We start from the raw sequence: 17319 nt of genomic DNA, 5'->3' as shown, positions 1-17319 counted from the left end.
CGTTGTATGGTGCTGGGTTTGGGGAGAATCGGTCTTACGTTAGCCGGCATGCTTCACCGCCTGGGAGCACACGTCAAAGCGGGGGTTCTGAAACCGGAGCAGTTTGCACGTGCATGGGAGATGGGGATTGAGCCGTTTTATACGAAAGATTTGTACGATGAAGGCGTAAATGTGGATATTATTTTTAACACGGTTCCGGAGCAAATCCTTACTTCTCGTGTGTTGACCCGTATTCCGCATCACGCTATTATTATTGATTTGGCTTCCAAACCAGGTGGGACCGATTTTCGTTTTGCCGAAAAACGTGGAATCAAGGCCTTGTTGGCACCAAGTTTACCGGGATTGGTCGCCCCAAGAACGGCTGGACGTATATTGGCGAGAACGTTATGTCAATTGATCCAGGACGAACGGAGTCAAAATCGAGAGCAAATGGATATACTTGCTTGTCCTTCCGGGTTATGAGATCGCGAACGATGGAACCGATCCATCGTTTTTTTTGAGTTTCAGCGTGCATCACTGAATAAACGGGGCAGGATTGTTCAGTCATTTACTCGAATACTTTGAAGAAAAAACATGCGGTCTATTTATTTGAATCATCGTGGAAGAAAAAGTACACGGATCGGGGAATACGGAAGATTTTGGCCAAATATTCGGAGGAAGCTAAACTTGCTCAAAACCTGTCGCCACACAAGCTGCGTCATTTTCTGTTGACCTGGCTCAAAAAGCAGGGCATCGATGACGCACTCATACAGCCGTATTCCGGTCATGAAAGCCGGAAGTCATTGGAAATCTATTCGAAGCTTGCAATCACCGATGCCCAGCAGGAATATAACGAGGTTATCAATAAATTTCCCATTTAATTTACATCTACTTTGCCCTTGGTGACAGCTACGCTGGTACTACCCCTTCTAAAGGTTTGTTTTGGGAGTACCGGGGGTAGCCTTGAATTAAGGAGCGTGTATATGGCATGATTAGACGGATAGCAGGTAGGAAAGACTGCGGAAACTGTTACAGGTTATTTAAGCCATTCGAAACAGTGCATTATCTTGGGATCGATAATTGCAGTTATTGCGCTGAATGTCGTGAAAAACTTCGTCCTGGTGAAAAGGATGATCCTCACGATCACGGCGGATGGGTTCCGGCTATCTACGTTGGATTTAATGAGGAAGGGCGAAATCATATTCTACAGCTCATTAAACTGTGGAATGAGGAGAATCAAGAAAAAACCGTATCGAAGTATCAGAATGATAGGATACACCTTTGAAAAAAAATGACTTTCCCAATTCCCGGGAAAAGTCACAAAAAAGAGGGTGTCCGTTGTCGCCCACCCATTTTACCATAATGTCCCTTTGCAGTCGCTAGGCATCAGCCGGCGGCTTTTTCGTTTTTATGTGAAGCCTGTAAGGTGGGAGTGGCCACGCGGCCAAAAGAGATCGGATTGGCCAAGCACAACAGCAAAAGTGTTTGGTCAGGTTGAATGTACAGCGATCTGCAGCATAGGTCGTATCAAAGAATTTCTTCGAAGTTATTTCCAGTGGATAAATTGATCGATATGGTGATACCGGTTTTATTTAAACAATAATTTTTAACTGTCCCTCATTGAAGCCACTGAAAAGTTGTTAATAATCCCTTTATCCTTTGACCATATTTTTTGAATTTTATCCTCAATTGTATCATACCGATAAAGATTTCTTTGCTTAGCTTTTGTTCCATGATCATCTTGAAGAACATTATACTTCTGAGGTACTCCAATAAAATAAATAAATCTGTCGTCTGAAGAGGAAATGTTGTTGGAGGCTCAAAAGTTCCTTACTGGATGATGAGAGTATCGGGTTAATAGCTCCATTGTTAGTGTTCATTTCATAAATTAAAAAATTGGCATCATCTCTGGCTTCTCATTTTACTGAAAATATGATTTTACTTCCATTTGAATTAACTGAAAAGTCTTGGATATGTTTTCGAATAAACCCTACATTCTTTAATTTAAACCCATTTGGATTGTAAATGCTGAACGTATATGGTTTAAATGGTCCCTGATTTTGATTAAAATCTTCTATATTTTGATGCGACTCTGTTTCAGAAAAGCTAGGAACGTACACATTTCCATTTGGACTTACACTAAAATTTTTGACACTCGTATCTTTTTCATCGCTATTCCAAACGTTCATTTCCTTCGATTTTAAGTCATATACGGCGATATGGAAATTCCGGTCTCCATTTAATAAAACACGCATGTAAATCTTCTCTCGTTCTTCGTCTAATTTCAAATAATCAATAGAAGAAAAGTCTGTTGTTAACTGTTGCTTATCCTTATTTTCAAGATTGATTTTAAAAAGCTGCGTTGATGATTAGAATCAAAATCAGTAAAAAATAAGTTCTTATTATTCCCTGTCAAGGCAGCAGTTGGGTAGTCCGCCGCACTTTTGGTATATACAACATGATTTTTCCCCTTAAAAAAATTAATATATGTAACTTTAAGTTCTTGGCTAGTGAATGTGATCAGTAACTTGTCGCTACTTAATTGCTTCGCGCTACCCTTATCCAATATAAACCTAGCAGCACATGCTAAGAGAAATAAACAAAAAATAGTATATAATATAGCTCTTTTCACATCTATTTTCCGCCTTTTAAAAACAGAAGTAAAGAGAATAATTCTCTCTACTTCTGTATAGTCTATACTACGCCAGTATTTTTAGCTGCTGTAAGAGTAATAACCATTATAGATGTAGCCATTAATCAGGTTTGCACCGAGTACTTGCTCAAAAACATAGGGCATAATATCTAAAATAACCGAGGAGCTTGATCCCCCCAAGGATCCAGTATCCCACTTTTCCAGTGCAGCCACTTTACCATTATCCAGATTTTTCACCAGGATCTGCGTTCCGTTGGGTGGGTTATCAAATCCAATTTTAGTTGCACAATCATAGTTACCTAAAATGTGGTAGTTACCATTACCATAATCAACGGTTTTTCCTACGCCATTGTACCAAGAAATTTTTCCATGAGCTGATAAGGCATAAGTGTTATTTGAAGGATAGAATGCTAAAGCAAACATAAACATGAACGCGATTCCCATTGCCAGTAATCTTTTCATTGTTTACCTCCAATATATATGCTTTTTTAATGACTAGTTTGGGGAAACTAGTTTTTTCTTTTACCCAGCGCTAGGTACTTATATATTCGTTGACCTAAAGACAATTTCTTCTATTTATTGAAAAAAATATATGTTCGATGCGATAAGGGACTAAAAGGAGAAAAATTGTGGTAGGGTACGAGTGGACGTTATTCGAACCGGTCTTGCGCAGTGTGAGCGGAGCCTAGTCCTTTCAACCACGATATCTTGAAACCAAACAAAACGTACAAATGGAGAAAATCATGACCACTCGCTCCAACGGGGTGGAACGGACATTTTCCGATATGCCGATGGGGGCAGTGAGAGTTCTCTCCAGTGGCTGTAAGGCAGTTTTTAAGTGGTCTTCATTGTTTTGAAAATCACTGCTCACGGCGGTGATGGTTGAGTACCCTTTATTTTTGTTCCTCGATTCCATCGATTATCCGACCGCGTGGTTGAGCCACAGCTCGGACAACTTCAATGACCGTCATATGACGGTCATGCAAAGGACTTCCCCCACTTAGAAGAAGGAAAACCCATTGACTATAAGCATAATCTGCTGTAAAATAGACTATAGTAAACGTAAGGGCGCAAGCCATCCGGAACGACAGCTCTGGATTCTCCGCCGGGGGGACGTTAAAAAATACCGTGTAGTCGAGGATTTGGCTGTCTCTATTTTTTTAAAACTGTCAGCTCTGATGATGAAAGTCATCAGAGCTTTATTATTTTTATTTAAGGGGACTACCTATGGCTTTGCTAGATTTGCCCGGCTTACTTGCGCTCCAGGTAAAACCAACAATAAATCAAATTGACTTGCCTCTTCTGCAGCAGTTTTACGAAACCCAACTTAGCCCAAATACATATATCTACAATCTCTCTTCAGGAGAGCAGATTAGACTCAAATTCGAGCCCCACCGTTTTTGCCACCTTCTTGGCATCGAAAGCATTGTTCAAAAAGCTTTACATTGGTCGAAACACAAAGAGTACAAAGGCCGTCTTGGATGGGATAATATAAAGAATGGATCGCTCAACTTTAAACACCTCAAAGACAAAGCCGGGAAGGCCGAGTTCAATAGTAAAAAAGATAAGATGCTTTACTTTTATCTTCTTCCCAATCTTCTTAATTCCGCAACAATAATGATTAAGTTTAATCCAGTACCTGGGAGTAGTGTCCAATGCGAATTGTTGCTCTACAATCAGCTTGAAGGGGTTTATTTGCATCTAGGTATTGAAAAAGAAGACGATGGAAAAAGCTATTTTCCTCGAACATTTCTTATTGAACGCATCACGGCATCTAATCCAGGAACACGGTTCATTGATGGACAACCTGACACGAAAACCGTAGTTAGCTTCGAAGTACTCGAAACTGACGGGGATGCGCAAAAGTCCTTATCCATTCCTTAATAACTGATCTCGCCATGATTGGATTGTTACAATTCTTCCAGTCGATTCGTTGGATAGCAACGTAGCAGGCAACCGCATATTCATGGTTTTCATGAGCCCTTAAGCGCTCCAAAAAGTTATGTGGTGAAGGTACTAATCAAGTGAGCCAGATACATATACGACTTTACCGCTTAAGTCATATCCAGTAATTTTGATAGGCGGGTATTGCGTGCAGCCCCGTATGTATTTGTCAGCCAACGATCGGATAAATGTACGACACGAGCAATTCAGCATTTGATCGAAAAATACCGGGCCCGTACGTGTCATGCCCTGAGACACACCTTTGGACACGACCTTGTTACTTCAGATCCGCCGGTTCCTTTAGATGTGGTAGCTATGCTCATTGGGCATTCAAAGAAGACGGAACCCCCAACATTGAAATGACCATGATTTACACTACACCAGGTTATGATGATTTAAAAAAGGCTGTAGAATCGATCAGTTGATTTTAGTCGCACGCTCATGAATTAGCTGTTATTACAAAAAGGCTTCTCCTTCCCAGTTATATGAGCTTCATTTTACTTCTAATAGGGGTACCGCGCGGAAAACGAACGTTAAAAAATAAAATCAAGTCAGCACTATGAAAAATGCGCACGCTAAGATACTTCGAAATATATCATCAGCATCAGGATATAAGGGGTCAGCCGACATTTTATCGAGTATACGTTATAATGTCGCCGTCATTACTCGTTGGAACCAACACATAGGTTTTTGTCATATGTTATGAAGTGTCTTTAATTTATGACAAAGGAGTATGCAAATACATGAATAGATTTGTGTACTTTGGCTATCCACAAGCCTATGCCTCATTCCCAGCTTCGAAATATTATCGAAATGAAGATTTACAGCGCAAGGAAACTTTGGTATTGCCGAAAAATGTTATGTACATGACACCTGTGGAACCCAAATTTACTGAGAATTTGATCCAACACATAGGTTTAATGATTGTCATCACGACAACTGTTGGCAAATTGGTCGGTACCTTGGATGATGTTTTTATTGATCACGTAGCTCTTATGGTTCATGGAAAACAGCATCACATTCGATTATGTGAAATTGTTTATTTTGAAATAGCAGAAGAGAAATAAGTGGGTCGGACTTCATCAGTAGAGATGATGCCGTCACAATAGCTTCTCCTATGCAGAGGTAATTTGAATGGAAAAACGCGGTCAATCACCGCAGAATTGAGTTTTGTGCATTATAGAGGAATCTAGCTATTTCATAGCGAGCACTTATTGGAGAGGATCCTCGAATCATGGGCGCCTCTCGCTTCTGGCTTTGGAAATGCCGCTTTTTAGGCAGCTGCAGCCTCTGCGATCCACCCTTTACCCGTTGCAGTCACGGTCTAAATTCATGGAGTGGGGTAGTTATCAAAGGTGGTGTCATATATTTTATTTTAGGCTTAGCAGTGCTGTGGTCTAATATCATGAAGAGGCTAAATTTGGGAGCAATGACCTGAAAAAATGCAATCTGTAAAGAATGCAATCTTAGCGTGATGGTAAGGAATATGTAGGGAATTCATGATCATTTTGCAAAAAATGAAGAGTCCGTTGAAAATGCTAAGCCTTAACATATTTGAATGATTAACATTATCCCCCCAATGAGGGGGGTCCGCGTTTGGTACATAGATCTAACATCTGAGCTCAAGTTCAACGCTTCAATATAGGATTACATCCTAAAACCCTTTGTATTGAGGTTCTTCTTTTTCTAGCTGTTGAACCCGGCTCTCCACCTGCTGTACGATCTGGCCAGTTTGCTGGGCCGCCTGAGTAAACAGGTTTTTCGCTTCCTGGTTTTGTGTGCTAAGAGCAAAAGTCTCCAAGCTAGCCTGGGCACTTTTTAGGGAAGCAAGTGTTGTTTTGACTTGAGAAGAAACTGTCATCACTTTCACCTCCTTTATAGAACAGTACCAACATAATCTAACCGGAAGAGGATCAAAAAATTCATGAAACAGGGTATTGTAAGCTTTTTGAGTAAAAGGATCAATATCTCCCTATCCTCAACATCATTGTTTTACCTAATTATTCGATGAGCCCGAGCTCCTCGTATACCTTTGATGAGACTACCCCGTTTTGAATAAGATGATGATCCCGTTGGAATTTTCTTAGGGCTATGGTTGTATCTGAGCGAAACTTACCATTACAAACCCCGGTAAAGTATCCAGCACTTTTTAATCTTGATTGAACCAGTTGAACGCCTCCGCCGACGTCTCCCTCAGCCAAGTTTCTTGCGTCTTGGTTGGGGTCCCCTAGGACATGACCATAAATTGTTACTTTTGTTCCGATCGGGATCATATTGAACAGTTCCTTTACGTCGTTATTGCGCATACGTATGCATCCGTGACTAAGGTGTTGTCCAATGGAGTATGGATTGTTCGTGCCATGTATACCATAAGTTCCCCAAGGGACATTCAATCCAAGCCAGCGTGGACCAAATGCAGCCCCCCAGTTTTTACCCTTATACACGATTTGGTACTCTCCAATTGGGGTCGGGGTTGTTGGATTTCCAACGGCTACAGTGTATTCCTTAATCGTCTGATCTTTCGACCGTACAACTAAACGGTGGTCAGATGGATATACATCGATGGAGATACTCCCCTGATCTGCCACGATGGGCAGGGAGGAATCGGCATAAGTATATAAAGTCTTTCCTTCGAAAACCATAAAAGCCATCAGCAGAAAAATAAGGAGTTTGTAAGTAAATTTAAATCGTGTCATTGTTAATCCTCTGGCTCTTTTCCTTGTGCTTTAGTTTTGCTTATTTTTTAACAATTGGATCCATTTTATTCGAAGTCATAAATGTATCCCCGAGACTCCGTATTCAGTATGCTTCATTCGCAAGCAATGGCATCGAAATATAAGTCAACCATGAATAGGATGGAAATCAAGGATTGAAAGGGGAATAATCAAGAATTGTCAGGAACCATGTCAAGCCATTATGCATAACATATATTACTCCGCTCTTGAGTAATTATTAGACCGGCCCGTGACTGCAACGGCATAAAGAGTGTGATCGCAGGGGTCGCTGCTACCCAAGTAAAGCGGCATGTTATTTGTTAGGGCTTCAATAAGGAACCTTCAGGAACTGGTGGAGACTGTTGGGGAATCTGATGAATCGCTCATCTTCATTAAGTCAGATCCGAATTATTGAAGCCTACGGATAGTTAACATAAAATGGGCTGAGCGGACTTGTAGTGGAGAGCATTTGAAGTGAAACGGATCTAGAAGGGCCTTTCTGAGCGCTAATTGTTTGCGCTCATTTTTTTGCGGAATTCTATACATATTTCACTGTGAATGAATAATGGCATGAATAGAAAACTTGGGTTAACTTTGCTTCTGGCCCCGAGCAAATTACAGAAGCAGAATTTAGGGTCTACTAAAACCATTTCAAAGCAACGTGAGGACATCACAGGGACCTAACGAAGATTGGGAGCTCGGAACATTGGTGCTGGGGAATCTTCTACAAGTGAGCATCCGTAGTTCCAGGAAAAGCATGAGCCATCAAATAGCCCCCACCTAATGATGGAAGGCAGATTTAGCTTATGCCAGTTGTTACCATAGGGTGGGGGCAAAGACGCTTGATCAAAGTTCTGAGACCTTCCGTTCCTTAACAAGGGTTGCTTTGCCCAAGGCTACAAAACAAAAAATGGCCAAGATTCTCATTCCGTCGCTTAGTATGTTTGATATATATGCTCGCAGGTTTCTGCTGTTGGCTCATAAAAACAATGACTCTTATAACGCCCTACAAGCGGTTGATTGTACCAAGTTTCCGGACAATTCCCTGAAGGCTTGAAATACCACAGGCTAAATTTAGCAGGCCAAAACCGTTCCCCATTTACCGCTCGTCTTGCTAATCGTCTTTCTCTGTCTCTTGCCGATTGATAAAAGTATCCGTGAATTAATGCTTCAAACGCGTGGGGTTGGTAAATCATTTGTGGAATCGTTCGAATTCCTTTGAAATCAGAGCAATTTGAAATTATACGATTAATTCCTACATTCCCTACAAGCATCATCCCCCTTTGGCCCTCGCCTTCAGCCTCCGCACGGAGCAGTCTTGCTAGCAAGGCGATATCTTGATCTCTTGCTTTGACAACCGCCATGAAATCACACCTCTTCCCTTATTGGATTAACCTTAACATATGTAGGGGAAAACGAACTTATGAGAAAAATGCCGAAGTTTGTATTTTGAAATGGAATCAAGCGAGAATAGTGTCTCGGGGGAAAAAGTGGCTTTTGGCTCGTTTCATTGCGCAATGATCGAAAAAAACAGGGTATACCAAAAGAGGAAGTTAAGTTCCCGTCATGAATACGTGGCGATCCCACCAATTTCACCCTAATCGTGATAGTAGTCGCTTTTTGACGAACCCAAACAAGGTGTTAGCCTAGGGGAACTAGTGATTCACCGCTCGGTTTGTTGTCGATCTGCTATAACAATATACTTGGGGCGATACACGGTTCGCTGATCATTGGGAATTCCCTTCGCCCTTCACTGACAGATGGGATATAATTTTCAAAACAGCTCCCAAATAAAAAGCCCACCGTGGGTTAGCAGACGGGCCATTTAACTGGGAACACGATTTTACAGGGATAGGGGGGATTTTGAGGAGATAAGGTCCATTCCGGATGGCTACTTATTTGGAATGGACCTCGATCGCAAATTGTAAAGCCGTTCTTTAACCCAAACGTTCTTAAATTCTTCCGGGAACAGACCCCGTTTTAGTGTCTCAAGGCAAGTTAACCCCCCATCAATGAGGGTGAATCCCTCCTGGTATTTTAAGCTGTATGCTGCACGCATCGCGGGATCGTGGTTTTTCTGATACTGCGAGAAGTAGCCCATGCTTTGTTCCAATGCCTTAAAACCCATCGTGAAAAACAGGTGGATTTCCTTCATTGCATCCCTAGTTTCGTGCGAAAATCCATCTGGGATTTTCATTCCAGAGAAAGAATCCGACGTTTCCCCAAATACTTCCCCTGCGGTTGAAATCGTTGCCGAAAGATTGTCGATGCTTTTAGCATTATTGAGTTTAGCGCTCTGTTCAATCCGTATATGGATTTTCTGTTTTTCCAGCGGCTCGAGACCATGATCAATCAAGTTGTAAATTATACTTTCATGGGCGTGAAATTGCTCCTCTTGTGACGGTTTCCCCGCCAAGACGGGGTAAAAAGGAGTTAGGAAAAAAAGGACCAGTGTGGCGTAAATAATCGTACTGACGCATAATCTTTGTGATTTTTTCATACTAAGTACCCCCCCGGAAGATCAAGTAGTTCAGGAATCGTCATCACCAGCCTAACACCGCCGTTTCGCAGTTTTTTGATATTAGGCAGCACCTGAATGGTGCTTGTTAGGCACTCGCCGCTCCAACCCGATATGAGCCTTGTGACTTTGTGTGTTTTCGTGACCTGATTCCGAAAATCAACATCGCTTAATTTAGGTGAATTCGCGTGGTTGAAAGAATGGTTACCCACCATATGACCCTCGCTAATCATTCGGGATGGGCCTCTAATCGGTTGAACAACCCGAGAAAGGAAATGAACCAAATGCATTTCATCGTCAATGACTCCTCGCTGATATAATTCTGAACACAGTTAATCTCCCCATCCACTTTTGGGAATATACCCCGGCATCAAGGCCATTTTTTGGTTCCCACTTCAAAAAGGAGGGTATAATGACAGTCATCGTGAAAGTTAAAAGCCCTGGTACCGAGTAGGTATGGGGCTAACGAACTTTGAGGCGAATGTATTTTTTTCTGGGGCCCCCATCACCTAGGCAAACACCGTGTGCATTATGGGTATTTCTCCATAGACTAATGTGGAAATATAAAATTGGTTCATCTTCTTAAGGAGGAATTTCAATGAATCATTTCGTACACTATGCAATGCCGATGTATACGCAAGACCATGCCACTTATTACCGGCAAATGTACGAATGGCATATGAAAATGCAACATTATCAAGAACAACTGCGTAGCTTCCATTTGGAACGGGCGAAGTACTTTCAGGGTATGGCGGAAGAAAGGGAAAAGGAGGCATCTACTAAATCCAATGATGGGCCTGCCGCTTAAGGGTAAGACTCGGATCGTTCGGTGGCTCCGAAAAAGATGGAGTGCCTTCATAAAAGACATCAATGCAAAAAACGCTATGCCCCTGACTTTCGCCTCCGTGGGACTTTTCATACTATAAAGAAAGGAAATAAAACTCGCTCACTTCTAAAAAAGCAGTGGCACTCTGGAACCAAAAGGTTCTAGAATGCCACTGCTTTTTATGTAGTAGACCTTTCCGTTACATCCCCGAAAAGGTTTGAAATTAGCGTCATGACTTTCCAGCCGTTAGTATGGTAAAGCAACTTGCATACCTTTCCGCTTTCCTGTTGCTTGTTTTTGCTTTGACCAGTTTATATCTAGCCTGTAGGGACATTCAAGGAGGGGACGAGCCTGAAGAACTGCTTTGAAAAAGTGGAGCCGATGAAGGCGCCACTTTTTACCCTAATGTGTGTAACCGGTCCCAATGCCCAATTGACGGGTGCAGCGGCCGGAAAACGGGATATCTTCTTACCAACGAAAAAAAGCCTAAATAATTAATCAATGCCATACATAGTTCCATCCCGGAAAGGGTAAGGTGTTTCATTTTTTGTGCCTAGCAGGTAATCGACTTACGCGGCCAAGTTTCCTGTGTCAAGCGAGGCGAGACCCATTCCTGCAGGGCAGAGGTACCCTCATTTTGTTTTCGTGACGGGCCAAAAACTTCAACTTTCGTCTTTTACAAAATTCCGCCGTGAGCGGCTTGGGTCATATTCAATTTAGGATAAGTTTGTTTCGATTAAACAGGACTGTTAGACATCCAACGTTTACCCCATTATGAATTCCAGCGTCCGATTGGTACAACAAGAGGGAAAATAGAAGATGGTTGTGTAATCATGGTGGGTTTTAGCGGACCATGACAGGCCATAGGACCAAGAAGCCTGCCACCAAGCCCACTCCGGCTAAGGATGGGCATGTGCATTCCCGGTCTGTTCTGTTGACATATTCAACACTTGGCTAGGCGTAAATATGTTAGAAGGAAAACTGCTGCAGTTCCGAATCGACAACAGGTTAAGTTACGGAAGTTGTGTGTTGTTTACTTCGTATAAATATCTCTGAGATGTATGAGCGGATGAGCACTAGCGGAGGCAATACAAAATATTGAACGTGAGCCCAAAAGTGAAAGCGAAAGGGATTAGACCGCCTTAAAAGGAGAAGAAGGGAGAGGGGTTACCGCGGGAATTGAAACCTAGATAGGAATGGGTGAGGGATCCATGGCCGCAAGAATCACGATTACGGGTGAGGTCTCGAGCGTTCGTAAGATTGAGAACCCCCAAGATCAAAATACAGATTGGTATTGTTTGGATTTAACGACATGGGGGACAGGAGCAGCACTGCCGGAGGGCCTACCTATGCCGAGTAAGGATATCCTGTTTACGGTGCTCCTGGATAAAAAACAGTACGATAAGGTATCTCAGGAGTCGAAAGCAGCACAATTGGGACTAATCGGTGGAAGGGTCCTGATCCAATGTGAAATTACCCTGGATTTGTCCTTTAATGTATTAGAAGGTGATGATATGGGGATTATTGCGTTTCAGGTCGAGTTCCTGGCAGCAAAAAAGGCAGCGGATTTTGCTAACCAAGAAAAGCAGAAGGTAGTCGGCAGGTCAATTTCTCCAGCAGCTCCAGCGGTAGCCGCGCCCAAAAGGCGTCTTCCTAAAAGCCCGATGAAGATTTACTCCATACAGATTCCGTATGAATTCTTCCCACCAAGGGAAGAGAAGATCCTGCGTGCGGTTGAATATTATGAGGAGCATGGTGAATTTGATCAGAAGATTCTACTCGAAAAAGGGAACGATGGATGGGTTCTTCGGGATGGGTACTCGCGGTACCTCGCAGCTAAAAGGCTCGGGTTGGATGAGGCAGACGTAGGATTATATGGGGGAAGAATGAAGCCAGCGGGGACTCCGAGTATCCCGCCTAGGGGCGAGGCATCCTTTTGGATTCCTGTCGTGTTGTCATGAGTGGCAAATCTTACGAACACATGAGGCAGAAACATGTGTTATTTGGAATCCTAGCTGTTGACTTATGATGCTTGAATTCCCCCAAAGCACAGACTTTGATGTACCAACTGTTTTGCCAGAACCCCTCCCTTGATGCCGCTATCATCATCAGGAGAAAAAGGTAAAAAGACTTACATAAACAGGATCACTCCTTCTCTCACGTCACGCCTCTACTCTATTTGAAAGCGATGATCCATTTGATAAGTGATCCAATCTTTAACTTTCTTTAATCTGGAGTGAAACGCGACAACGAAAAGACCCGACCGTTGGTACTCGAAGAAATGCACCCTTTTGATGTTGGCAATAGCTTCCTCATAGCTTTGGAATTTCAAATCAACAAACAGAAGATGATCCATGCCTTGTCGCACATATTCTACGTCTTTCCAACAATTCAACGGCACATTGGCGAACTGCCATGGCTGAAATTCACCGGGATAAAGGGGCATTTACCACCTGGTAGGGGGAACTACCGAATGTGTCCAAAATACCTATTAGCCGGTTCCGTTAAAAAAATCCGGTATTGATCCGTTGGGGAATATCAGAAATAGGGATCCTTTCGATTTCATCAATAACATATTTAACAGTATTAATGGCTCGTTGTCAGCCCTTTTCTCCTATCCAGTATCCGTTGGAAACTTGTTTGAAATCCCAAGGGAAAAATTGGCCCGGATATGAAAGCTCAATCAGTTCGGTATAATTCAATCCTTGAATTTTGGCCGGTGGATTTAACCGGTTTTTCCATAATAGTTCTGCTGTAATTTGCTTTGGGATTTTTTCGGTGGGAATATTTAAAAGGTCTTCAATGATATACCTGGTCAGTTCAACGAGATGCTGCTTTCCTGGTTCACCAACAAAGTAATGGTTTGGAAAGCGTTTTCTCGTCCCTTGCTGGATTTCATGGAATAGCATAATCACCTCTGAGCTGTTCATTGCCTCAATCCCTTCTAAAAAAAGTCTTATTATCATTTTCTCCTTTTGGTTTATTTATCATACAGCGGGGGACTATGAACCTTTTCACCGGCAATTGAATACACTATCTTGCGTTATTCATAACAACATTGAAGGAAAGTCAGGCCCTAAATAGCCTCCCTTAACACGGAGGCTATTTAGGTTTCGATGATTGGTACCTGTGGGACCAGATACCAGAGCGATTTTTTGGTGATCGTTTTGGTTCTTTAAGAATCGTATGAATTTTGGATACGGCCCGACATGGACCACAAACAATCATCTTGTTGTTAAACTGATCGAGCACACTGTGGGCAGCCTGTCTATAAGGTCTCCCTTGTATCCGAAAGAAACGACCCTTTATAGTCGTTAGGCCTTTATAAGATGGAGTTAAGGTTTGGCGGGTGTGATCGTTTATCAGCAAACGACCGCTCTTCCTGATGTCGCTTTACCCACACTTCGACTTGTGTTTTGCTTCGTAAACCTAACCGCTCAGCAACGGTTCTATATCCTAACCCTTCCTCCAAATAAAGTCGTACAGCCTCCTCTTTGATCTTCATGCTGTAACGATTAAATGTTGTCCCTTTCTTTGCCATAACAAAAGTCCCCTCCAGTCGATGCAGCCTCCGAAAGTAGTATTCATTTGAAGCCCTAATAATGCTACACACCAGTTTATTTTGGTAAATAGGCACCCTCTGTCGATCACTTTTCTCGGCGAATTCACGGGCCGGTAACGGAATTGCAAGAGTGGAGCAATGTATGATATGCCTATTCGCTTGGCTTTGTTACTTCGAACCAGGTTCACACTCACTGGTTTCATACCGCGTTCTGTCATTGACTAACAACGGTAAACTGCACAGTCATCTTCTGAATATCAGCATACATTCTCCATGTACCATCATGGGAGGGAGTGAGACAGTATATGTCGTGACGGAACGGATGTTGGGGCTAGGAATGCCACTGTTGCCGGGGGCCCCTTTGGGAGTGGGTATGCCTGCTTGTCGGGTTAGCGGATTCGAAATCGATCAATAATTTCATCATGGAAACGCTAATGCTGGACTTTCAATGGGAAGAATCAGATTCACAAGGGAAAAACATACTATTCTTTCTGAAAAGCAGAGCGCTTACCGTAGGAGAGGTTAAGGATGTTAGTGACTTTGATGCTTTCTTTGACGCCCTATTATACGGTGATGCGATTCTCCTGTTGGATGGATATACACTGGGCTTGGTTATCTCAATGAAGGGCTGGGAACATCGCGGTGTGACAGAAGCCAGTACAGAAACAGTCATCCGCGGATCCAAGGAGAGCTTTAATGAGAACCTCCGAACGAGTACAGCTATGATTCGGCGGAGAATCAAAGATCCGCGTCTATGGGTGGAGAGTAGGCAACTCGGTAAAGTGACGAAAACAAATATAGCCCTGATGTACATCAAGGGCATTGTCAATGACAAGGTCGTGGAGGAGGTGCGCGAACGTTTGGATCGTATCGATATTGATGGCATCCTCGAAGGTGGCTATATTGAACAAATGATCCAGGATGAGACGTTCACTCCATTCCCGACGATTTACAATACCGAACGCCCCGATGTCGTCGCTGCTGATTTGCTGGAGGGAAGGGTCGCTATTTTGATTGACGGAACCCCGTTTGTTCTGATCGTTCCCGTCGTATTCACGCAGTTTTTCCAAGCTGCAGAGGATTACTATCAACGTTGGGACCTTGCTAGTCTTTTGCGTATTCTGCGATTCCTCTGTTTTTTTATTGCTCTCTTGAGCCCTTCTCTTTATATCGCAATCACGACTTTCCATCAGGAAATGATCCCTTCCGATTTGTTGACAAATTTGATGGCGCAGCGGGAGGGGGTCCCGTTTCCGGCAGTGGTGATGGAAGTGACCTTCGAAATTTTGCGAGAAGCCGGCATTCGGATGCCGAAAGCCGTTGGACAAGCGGTATCCATTGTAGGGACTTTGGTCGTCGGAACGGCTGCGGTGGACCCGGGGATGGTGTCTGCCGCGATGGTCATTGTCGTCTCGATTACGGCAATCTCAAACTTCGTGTTTCCTTCTGTCAATATGGCCATTCCCGTACGCATACTACGTTTTCCGTTTATGATATTAGCAGCTTCTTTTGGATTGCTCGGAATCATAGCGGGCTTCATCGCCTTATTACTGCATTTATGCAGTTTACGCTCATTCGGGATTCCCTATATGAGTCCATTCGCTCCGCTCATTCCCAGTGATTTGAAGGATACCTTAATTCGGGTCCCCATGTGGGCCATGTTTACTCGTCCACGTTTAATGAATCAGAAAAATATCGTCCGGGAACGAACGCCAGAACCAGAACCACCAAAGTCTAAAGAATAACGCTTCTGAATGGGGTGTTTTTTATGAAGAAAGGTTTGACCTTGATGATGATGATGATTTGCCTTTCTTTATTCCTATCCGGCTGTTGGAGTCGCCGGGAGTTAAACGAACTTGCTGTAGCTTCGGCAATCGGTATTGATAAGGTGGGAAATCGGTATCAGGTGAGCGTTCAAATTGTGGTCCCAAACGAAGTCGCTTCGAAAAAAGGGGGAGGATATGAAACGCCAGTGGCCGTCTACACAACGACGGCAAAGACGATGGCCGAGGCCATCCGAAAAATGACGACGATTTCGCCCCGAAAGGTCTACCTTGCCCAGCTCCGCGTGATTGTCATTGGTGAAGAACTGGCAAGGGAGGGAATTAGCTCTGCACTTGACTTTTTGATAAGGGACCATGAGGTTCGTGAGGAAGATCTTTTCACCCTTGTTGGCAAAGAAGGCAGCGCGGGAGACATTGTCAAAGTGTTGACGCACATGGATAAAATCCCCGCTGACCGAATTCGCGGGGGCCTGAGAACACTGGATAAATATTGGGCACCCACGTCCGTCATCAAATTGGACGAGATTTCGTATGACCTTCTAACCCACGAGAGGCAGCTGGCGGTTACCGGGACTGATATCAAAGGGGGGAAGACCGGGGATGAGGGGACGAAGAAAAACGTCGAGTCTGTGGAATCTCCAGCGATTTTGCAATTTGCGGAGACAGCCGTCTTCCGGGATGACAAACTGATCGGTTGGTTAAACGAAAAGGAGAGCAAAGGGTATAACTACATTACGGATCGGGTTGAAAAAACAGCGGGGCATTTTGCCTGCCCGGGCGGGGGGACCCTAGCGGTAGACGTCATCCGCACAAAAACAAAAATCATCGGGCATTTCAGGAACGGGAAACCTTCTATCGAAGTGGACTTACGGATGGAAGAAAACGTAGCCGATGTCGAATGTACCCTCGACCTTACCGATCCGAAAACGGTCGATACATTACAGGAAAAAGGGGAGGCGGAATTGCAGGATATTATAAAAACAGCACTTGATAAAGCACAACATGAATTTAAGAGTGACATTTTTGGATTCGGTGAAGCTCTTCATCGATCTGATCCGGTAGCATGGCGAAAAATCAGGAAGAACTGGGATGAAGTCTATCCAGACATTCCTGTGAAAGTGGAAACTAAAGTTTTTATCCGAAACATGGGCACGATAGGAAATTCGATCCCCGAGGGACAGGAGGGATAGCCGCATATGGTTTCGATTCTTGGAATTATTGCGGTTGCCACCGCGATTTCCTTGTTTTTGAGGTTCCTTCTCTTAGGCGAAAAGGGTATCGCAAGGAATGTTGGGTGTTCTTCACTGTACTCCTGATGGGTATGGTTTTGGACATTGCC

The 17319-nt window shown here is 43.4% G+C and carries 17 protein-coding genes and 2 pseudogenes; 9 read left to right on the top strand and 10 right to left on the bottom strand.

Features of this window, described 5'->3' with window-relative positions; all coding sequences use genetic code 11:
* Both EHV15_RS37265 and EHV15_RS08455 read left to right on the top strand, forming a co-directional pair.
* A pseudogene (locus EHV15_RS37265) lies at nt 1–462 on the top strand (dipicolinate synthase subunit A); the annotation flags it as partial.
* Between the two features lie 98 nt (nt 463–560).
* The gene (locus EHV15_RS08455) at nt 561–860 is read left to right on the top strand and encodes a tyrosine-type recombinase/integrase (RefSeq protein ID WP_246061417.1); all 300 of its coding nucleotides are present in this window, start codon (nt 561–563) and stop codon (nt 858–860) included.
* A 1035-nt stretch (nt 861–1895) separates the two neighbouring features.
* Here EHV15_RS08455 and EHV15_RS08450 read toward each other — a convergent pair.
* The 3 genes from EHV15_RS08450 to EHV15_RS08440 all read right to left on the bottom strand — a co-directional run bounded on the left by EHV15_RS08450 (nt 1896) and on the right by EHV15_RS08440 (nt 3094).
* A complete protein-coding gene (locus EHV15_RS08450; protein ID WP_128630832.1) occupies nt 1896–2234 on the bottom strand; it encodes a hypothetical protein in 339 nt (112 codons plus the stop codon).
* A 59-nt stretch (nt 2235–2293) separates the two neighbouring features.
* Complete coding sequence (locus EHV15_RS08445) at nt 2294–2611, bottom strand: hypothetical protein (protein ID WP_128630831.1); 318 nt, start codon at nt 2609–2611, stop codon at nt 2294–2296.
* An 81-nt stretch (nt 2612–2692) separates the two neighbouring features.
* On the bottom strand, nt 2693–3094 hold the full coding sequence (locus tag EHV15_RS08440; RefSeq protein ID WP_128630830.1) for an RlpA-like double-psi beta-barrel domain-containing protein: 402 nt from the start codon (nt 3092–3094) through the stop codon (nt 2693–2695).
* A 765-nt stretch (nt 3095–3859) separates the two neighbouring features.
* Between EHV15_RS08440 and EHV15_RS08435 the strand changes: the two genes are divergently transcribed.
* The 3 genes from EHV15_RS08435 to EHV15_RS08425 all read left to right on the top strand — a co-directional run bounded on the left by EHV15_RS08435 (nt 3860) and on the right by EHV15_RS08425 (nt 5643).
* Nucleotides 3860–4516, top strand: coding sequence for a PBECR4 domain-containing protein (locus tag EHV15_RS08435; protein ID WP_128630829.1), 657 nt, complete (start codon nt 3860–3862; stop codon nt 4514–4516).
* Between the two features lie 204 nt (nt 4517–4720).
* Nucleotides 4721–4939 carry a tyrosine-type recombinase/integrase gene (locus EHV15_RS38280; protein WP_178075801.1) on the top strand — a complete coding sequence of 73 codons (219 nt, stop codon included), beginning with the start codon at nt 4721–4723 and terminating at the stop codon, nt 4937–4939.
* 380 nt (nt 4940–5319) lie between these two features.
* Nucleotides 5320–5643 carry a DUF2642 domain-containing protein gene (locus EHV15_RS08425; protein ID WP_128630828.1) on the top strand — a complete coding sequence of 108 codons (324 nt, stop codon included), beginning with the start codon at nt 5320–5322 and terminating at the stop codon, nt 5641–5643.
* Between the two features lie 587 nt (nt 5644–6230).
* On the opposite strand, the gene EHV15_RS08420 is transcribed toward EHV15_RS08425, so the two are convergent.
* The 5 genes from EHV15_RS08420 to EHV15_RS38030 all read right to left on the bottom strand — a co-directional run bounded on the left by EHV15_RS08420 (nt 6231) and on the right by EHV15_RS38030 (nt 10041).
* Entirely contained in the window at nt 6231–6437 is a 207-nt protein-coding gene (locus EHV15_RS08420) for a DUF1657 domain-containing protein (protein ID WP_128630827.1), read from the bottom strand.
* Between the two features lie 139 nt (nt 6438–6576).
* The gene (locus EHV15_RS08415) at nt 6577–7227 is read right to left on the bottom strand and encodes a L,D-transpeptidase family protein (protein ID WP_246061910.1); all 651 of its coding nucleotides are present in this window, start codon (nt 7225–7227) and stop codon (nt 6577–6579) included.
* A gap of 998 nt (nt 7228–8225) precedes the next feature.
* Nucleotides 8226–8654 (bottom strand): cell wall hydrolase, encoded by a 429-nt coding sequence (locus tag EHV15_RS08410; protein WP_128630825.1) that lies wholly within the window; start codon nt 8652–8654, stop codon nt 8226–8228.
* A 527-nt stretch (nt 8655–9181) separates the two neighbouring features.
* Complete coding sequence (locus EHV15_RS08405; protein ID WP_128630824.1) at nt 9182–9790, bottom strand: hypothetical protein; 609 nt, start codon at nt 9788–9790, stop codon at nt 9182–9184.
* Nucleotides 9787–10041, bottom strand: a complete 255-nt coding sequence (locus EHV15_RS38030) for a polysaccharide deacetylase family protein (protein WP_425464429.1) — start codon at nt 10039–10041, stop codon at nt 9787–9789. The genes EHV15_RS08405 and EHV15_RS38030 overlap by 4 nt, the downstream gene beginning before the upstream one ends.
* A gap of 365 nt (nt 10042–10406) precedes the next feature.
* On the opposite strand from EHV15_RS38030, the gene EHV15_RS08400 reads away from it, so the two are divergent.
* Both EHV15_RS08400 and EHV15_RS08395 read left to right on the top strand, forming a co-directional pair.
* On the top strand, nt 10407–10616 hold the full coding sequence (locus EHV15_RS08400; protein WP_128630823.1) for a hypothetical protein: 210 nt from the start codon (nt 10407–10409) through the stop codon (nt 10614–10616).
* 1367 nt (nt 10617–11983) lie between these two features.
* The gene (locus EHV15_RS08395; protein WP_128630822.1) at nt 11984–12595 is read left to right on the top strand and encodes a ParB N-terminal domain-containing protein; all 612 of its coding nucleotides are present in this window, start codon (nt 11984–11986) and stop codon (nt 12593–12595) included.
* A gap of 639 nt (nt 12596–13234) precedes the next feature.
* Here the strand turns inward: EHV15_RS08395 and EHV15_RS08390 are convergent.
* Both EHV15_RS08390 and EHV15_RS08385 read right to left on the bottom strand, forming a co-directional pair.
* Entirely contained in the window at nt 13235–13564 is a 330-nt protein-coding gene (locus EHV15_RS08390; protein WP_128630821.1) for a DUF4046 domain-containing protein, read from the bottom strand.
* A gap of 392 nt (nt 13565–13956) precedes the next feature.
* Nucleotides 13957–14175 (bottom strand): transposase, encoded by a 219-nt coding sequence (locus EHV15_RS08385; protein ID WP_128630820.1) that lies wholly within the window; start codon nt 14173–14175, stop codon nt 13957–13959.
* Between the two features lie 392 nt (nt 14176–14567).
* On the opposite strand from EHV15_RS08385, the pseudogene EHV15_RS08380 reads away from it, so the two are divergent.
* Nucleotides 14568–15941, top strand: a pseudogene (locus EHV15_RS08380) (spore germination protein); the annotation flags it as partial.
* Nucleotides 15942–15964: 23 nt separating this feature from the next.
* A complete protein-coding gene (locus EHV15_RS08375; RefSeq protein ID WP_128630818.1) occupies nt 15965–17170 on the top strand; it encodes a Ger(x)C family spore germination protein in 1206 nt (401 codons plus the stop codon).
* Nucleotides 17171–17319 lie beyond the last annotated feature (149 nt).

Source organism: Paenibacillus oralis, assembly GCF_003863965.1.
In the GTDB taxonomy this organism is placed as follows: Bacteria; Bacillota; Bacilli; order Paenibacillales; family Paenibacillaceae; genus Fontibacillus; species Fontibacillus oralis.
The sequence above is the reverse complement of the archived record's forward strand: the minus strand, read 5'-3'. Positions and strand labels throughout refer to the sequence as shown.

What these genes read in the sequence shown, in the direction of transcription:
- EHV15_RS08385 (WP_128630820.1), bottom strand. Translation starts at nt 14,175, where the DNA reads ATGGCAAAGAAAGGGACAACATTTAATCGTTACAGCATGAAGATCAAA.
- EHV15_RS08440 (WP_128630830.1), bottom strand. Translation starts at nt 3,094, where the DNA reads ATGAAAAGATTACTGGCAATGGGAATCGCGTTCATGTTTATGTTTGCT.
- EHV15_RS08375 (WP_128630818.1), top strand. Translation starts at nt 15,965, where the DNA reads ATGAAGAAAGGTTTGACCTTGATGATGATGATGATTTGCCTTTCTTTA.
- EHV15_RS38030 (WP_425464429.1), bottom strand. Translation starts at nt 10,041, where the DNA reads ATGATTAGCGAGGGTCATATGGTGGGTAACCATTCTTTCAACCACGCG.
- EHV15_RS08435 (WP_128630829.1), top strand. Translation starts at nt 3,860, where the DNA reads ATGGCTTTGCTAGATTTGCCCGGCTTACTTGCGCTCCAGGTAAAACCA.
- EHV15_RS08415 (WP_246061910.1), bottom strand. Translation starts at nt 7,227, where the DNA reads ATGGCTTTTATGGTTTTCGAAGGAAAGACTTTATATACTTATGCCGAT.
- EHV15_RS08405 (WP_128630824.1), bottom strand. Translation starts at nt 9,790, where the DNA reads ATGAAAAAATCACAAAGATTATGCGTCAGTACGATTATTTACGCCACA.
- EHV15_RS08450 (WP_128630832.1), bottom strand. Translation starts at nt 2,234, where the DNA reads ATGCGTGTTTTATTAAATGGAGACCGGAATTTCCATATCGCCGTATAT.
- EHV15_RS08390 (WP_128630821.1), bottom strand. Translation starts at nt 13,564, where the DNA reads ATGAACAGCTCAGAGGTGATTATGCTATTCCATGAAATCCAGCAAGGG.
- EHV15_RS08420 (WP_128630827.1), bottom strand. Translation starts at nt 6,437, where the DNA reads ATGACAGTTTCTTCTCAAGTCAAAACAACACTTGCTTCCCTAAAAAGT.
- EHV15_RS08400 (WP_128630823.1), top strand. Translation starts at nt 10,407, where the DNA reads ATGAATCATTTCGTACACTATGCAATGCCGATGTATACGCAAGACCAT.
- EHV15_RS08395 (WP_128630822.1), top strand. Translation starts at nt 11,984, where the DNA reads ATGCCGAGTAAGGATATCCTGTTTACGGTGCTCCTGGATAAAAAACAG.
- EHV15_RS08425 (WP_128630828.1), top strand. Translation starts at nt 5,320, where the DNA reads ATGAATAGATTTGTGTACTTTGGCTATCCACAAGCCTATGCCTCATTC.
- EHV15_RS08410 (WP_128630825.1), bottom strand. Translation starts at nt 8,654, where the DNA reads ATGGCGGTTGTCAAAGCAAGAGATCAAGATATCGCCTTGCTAGCAAGA.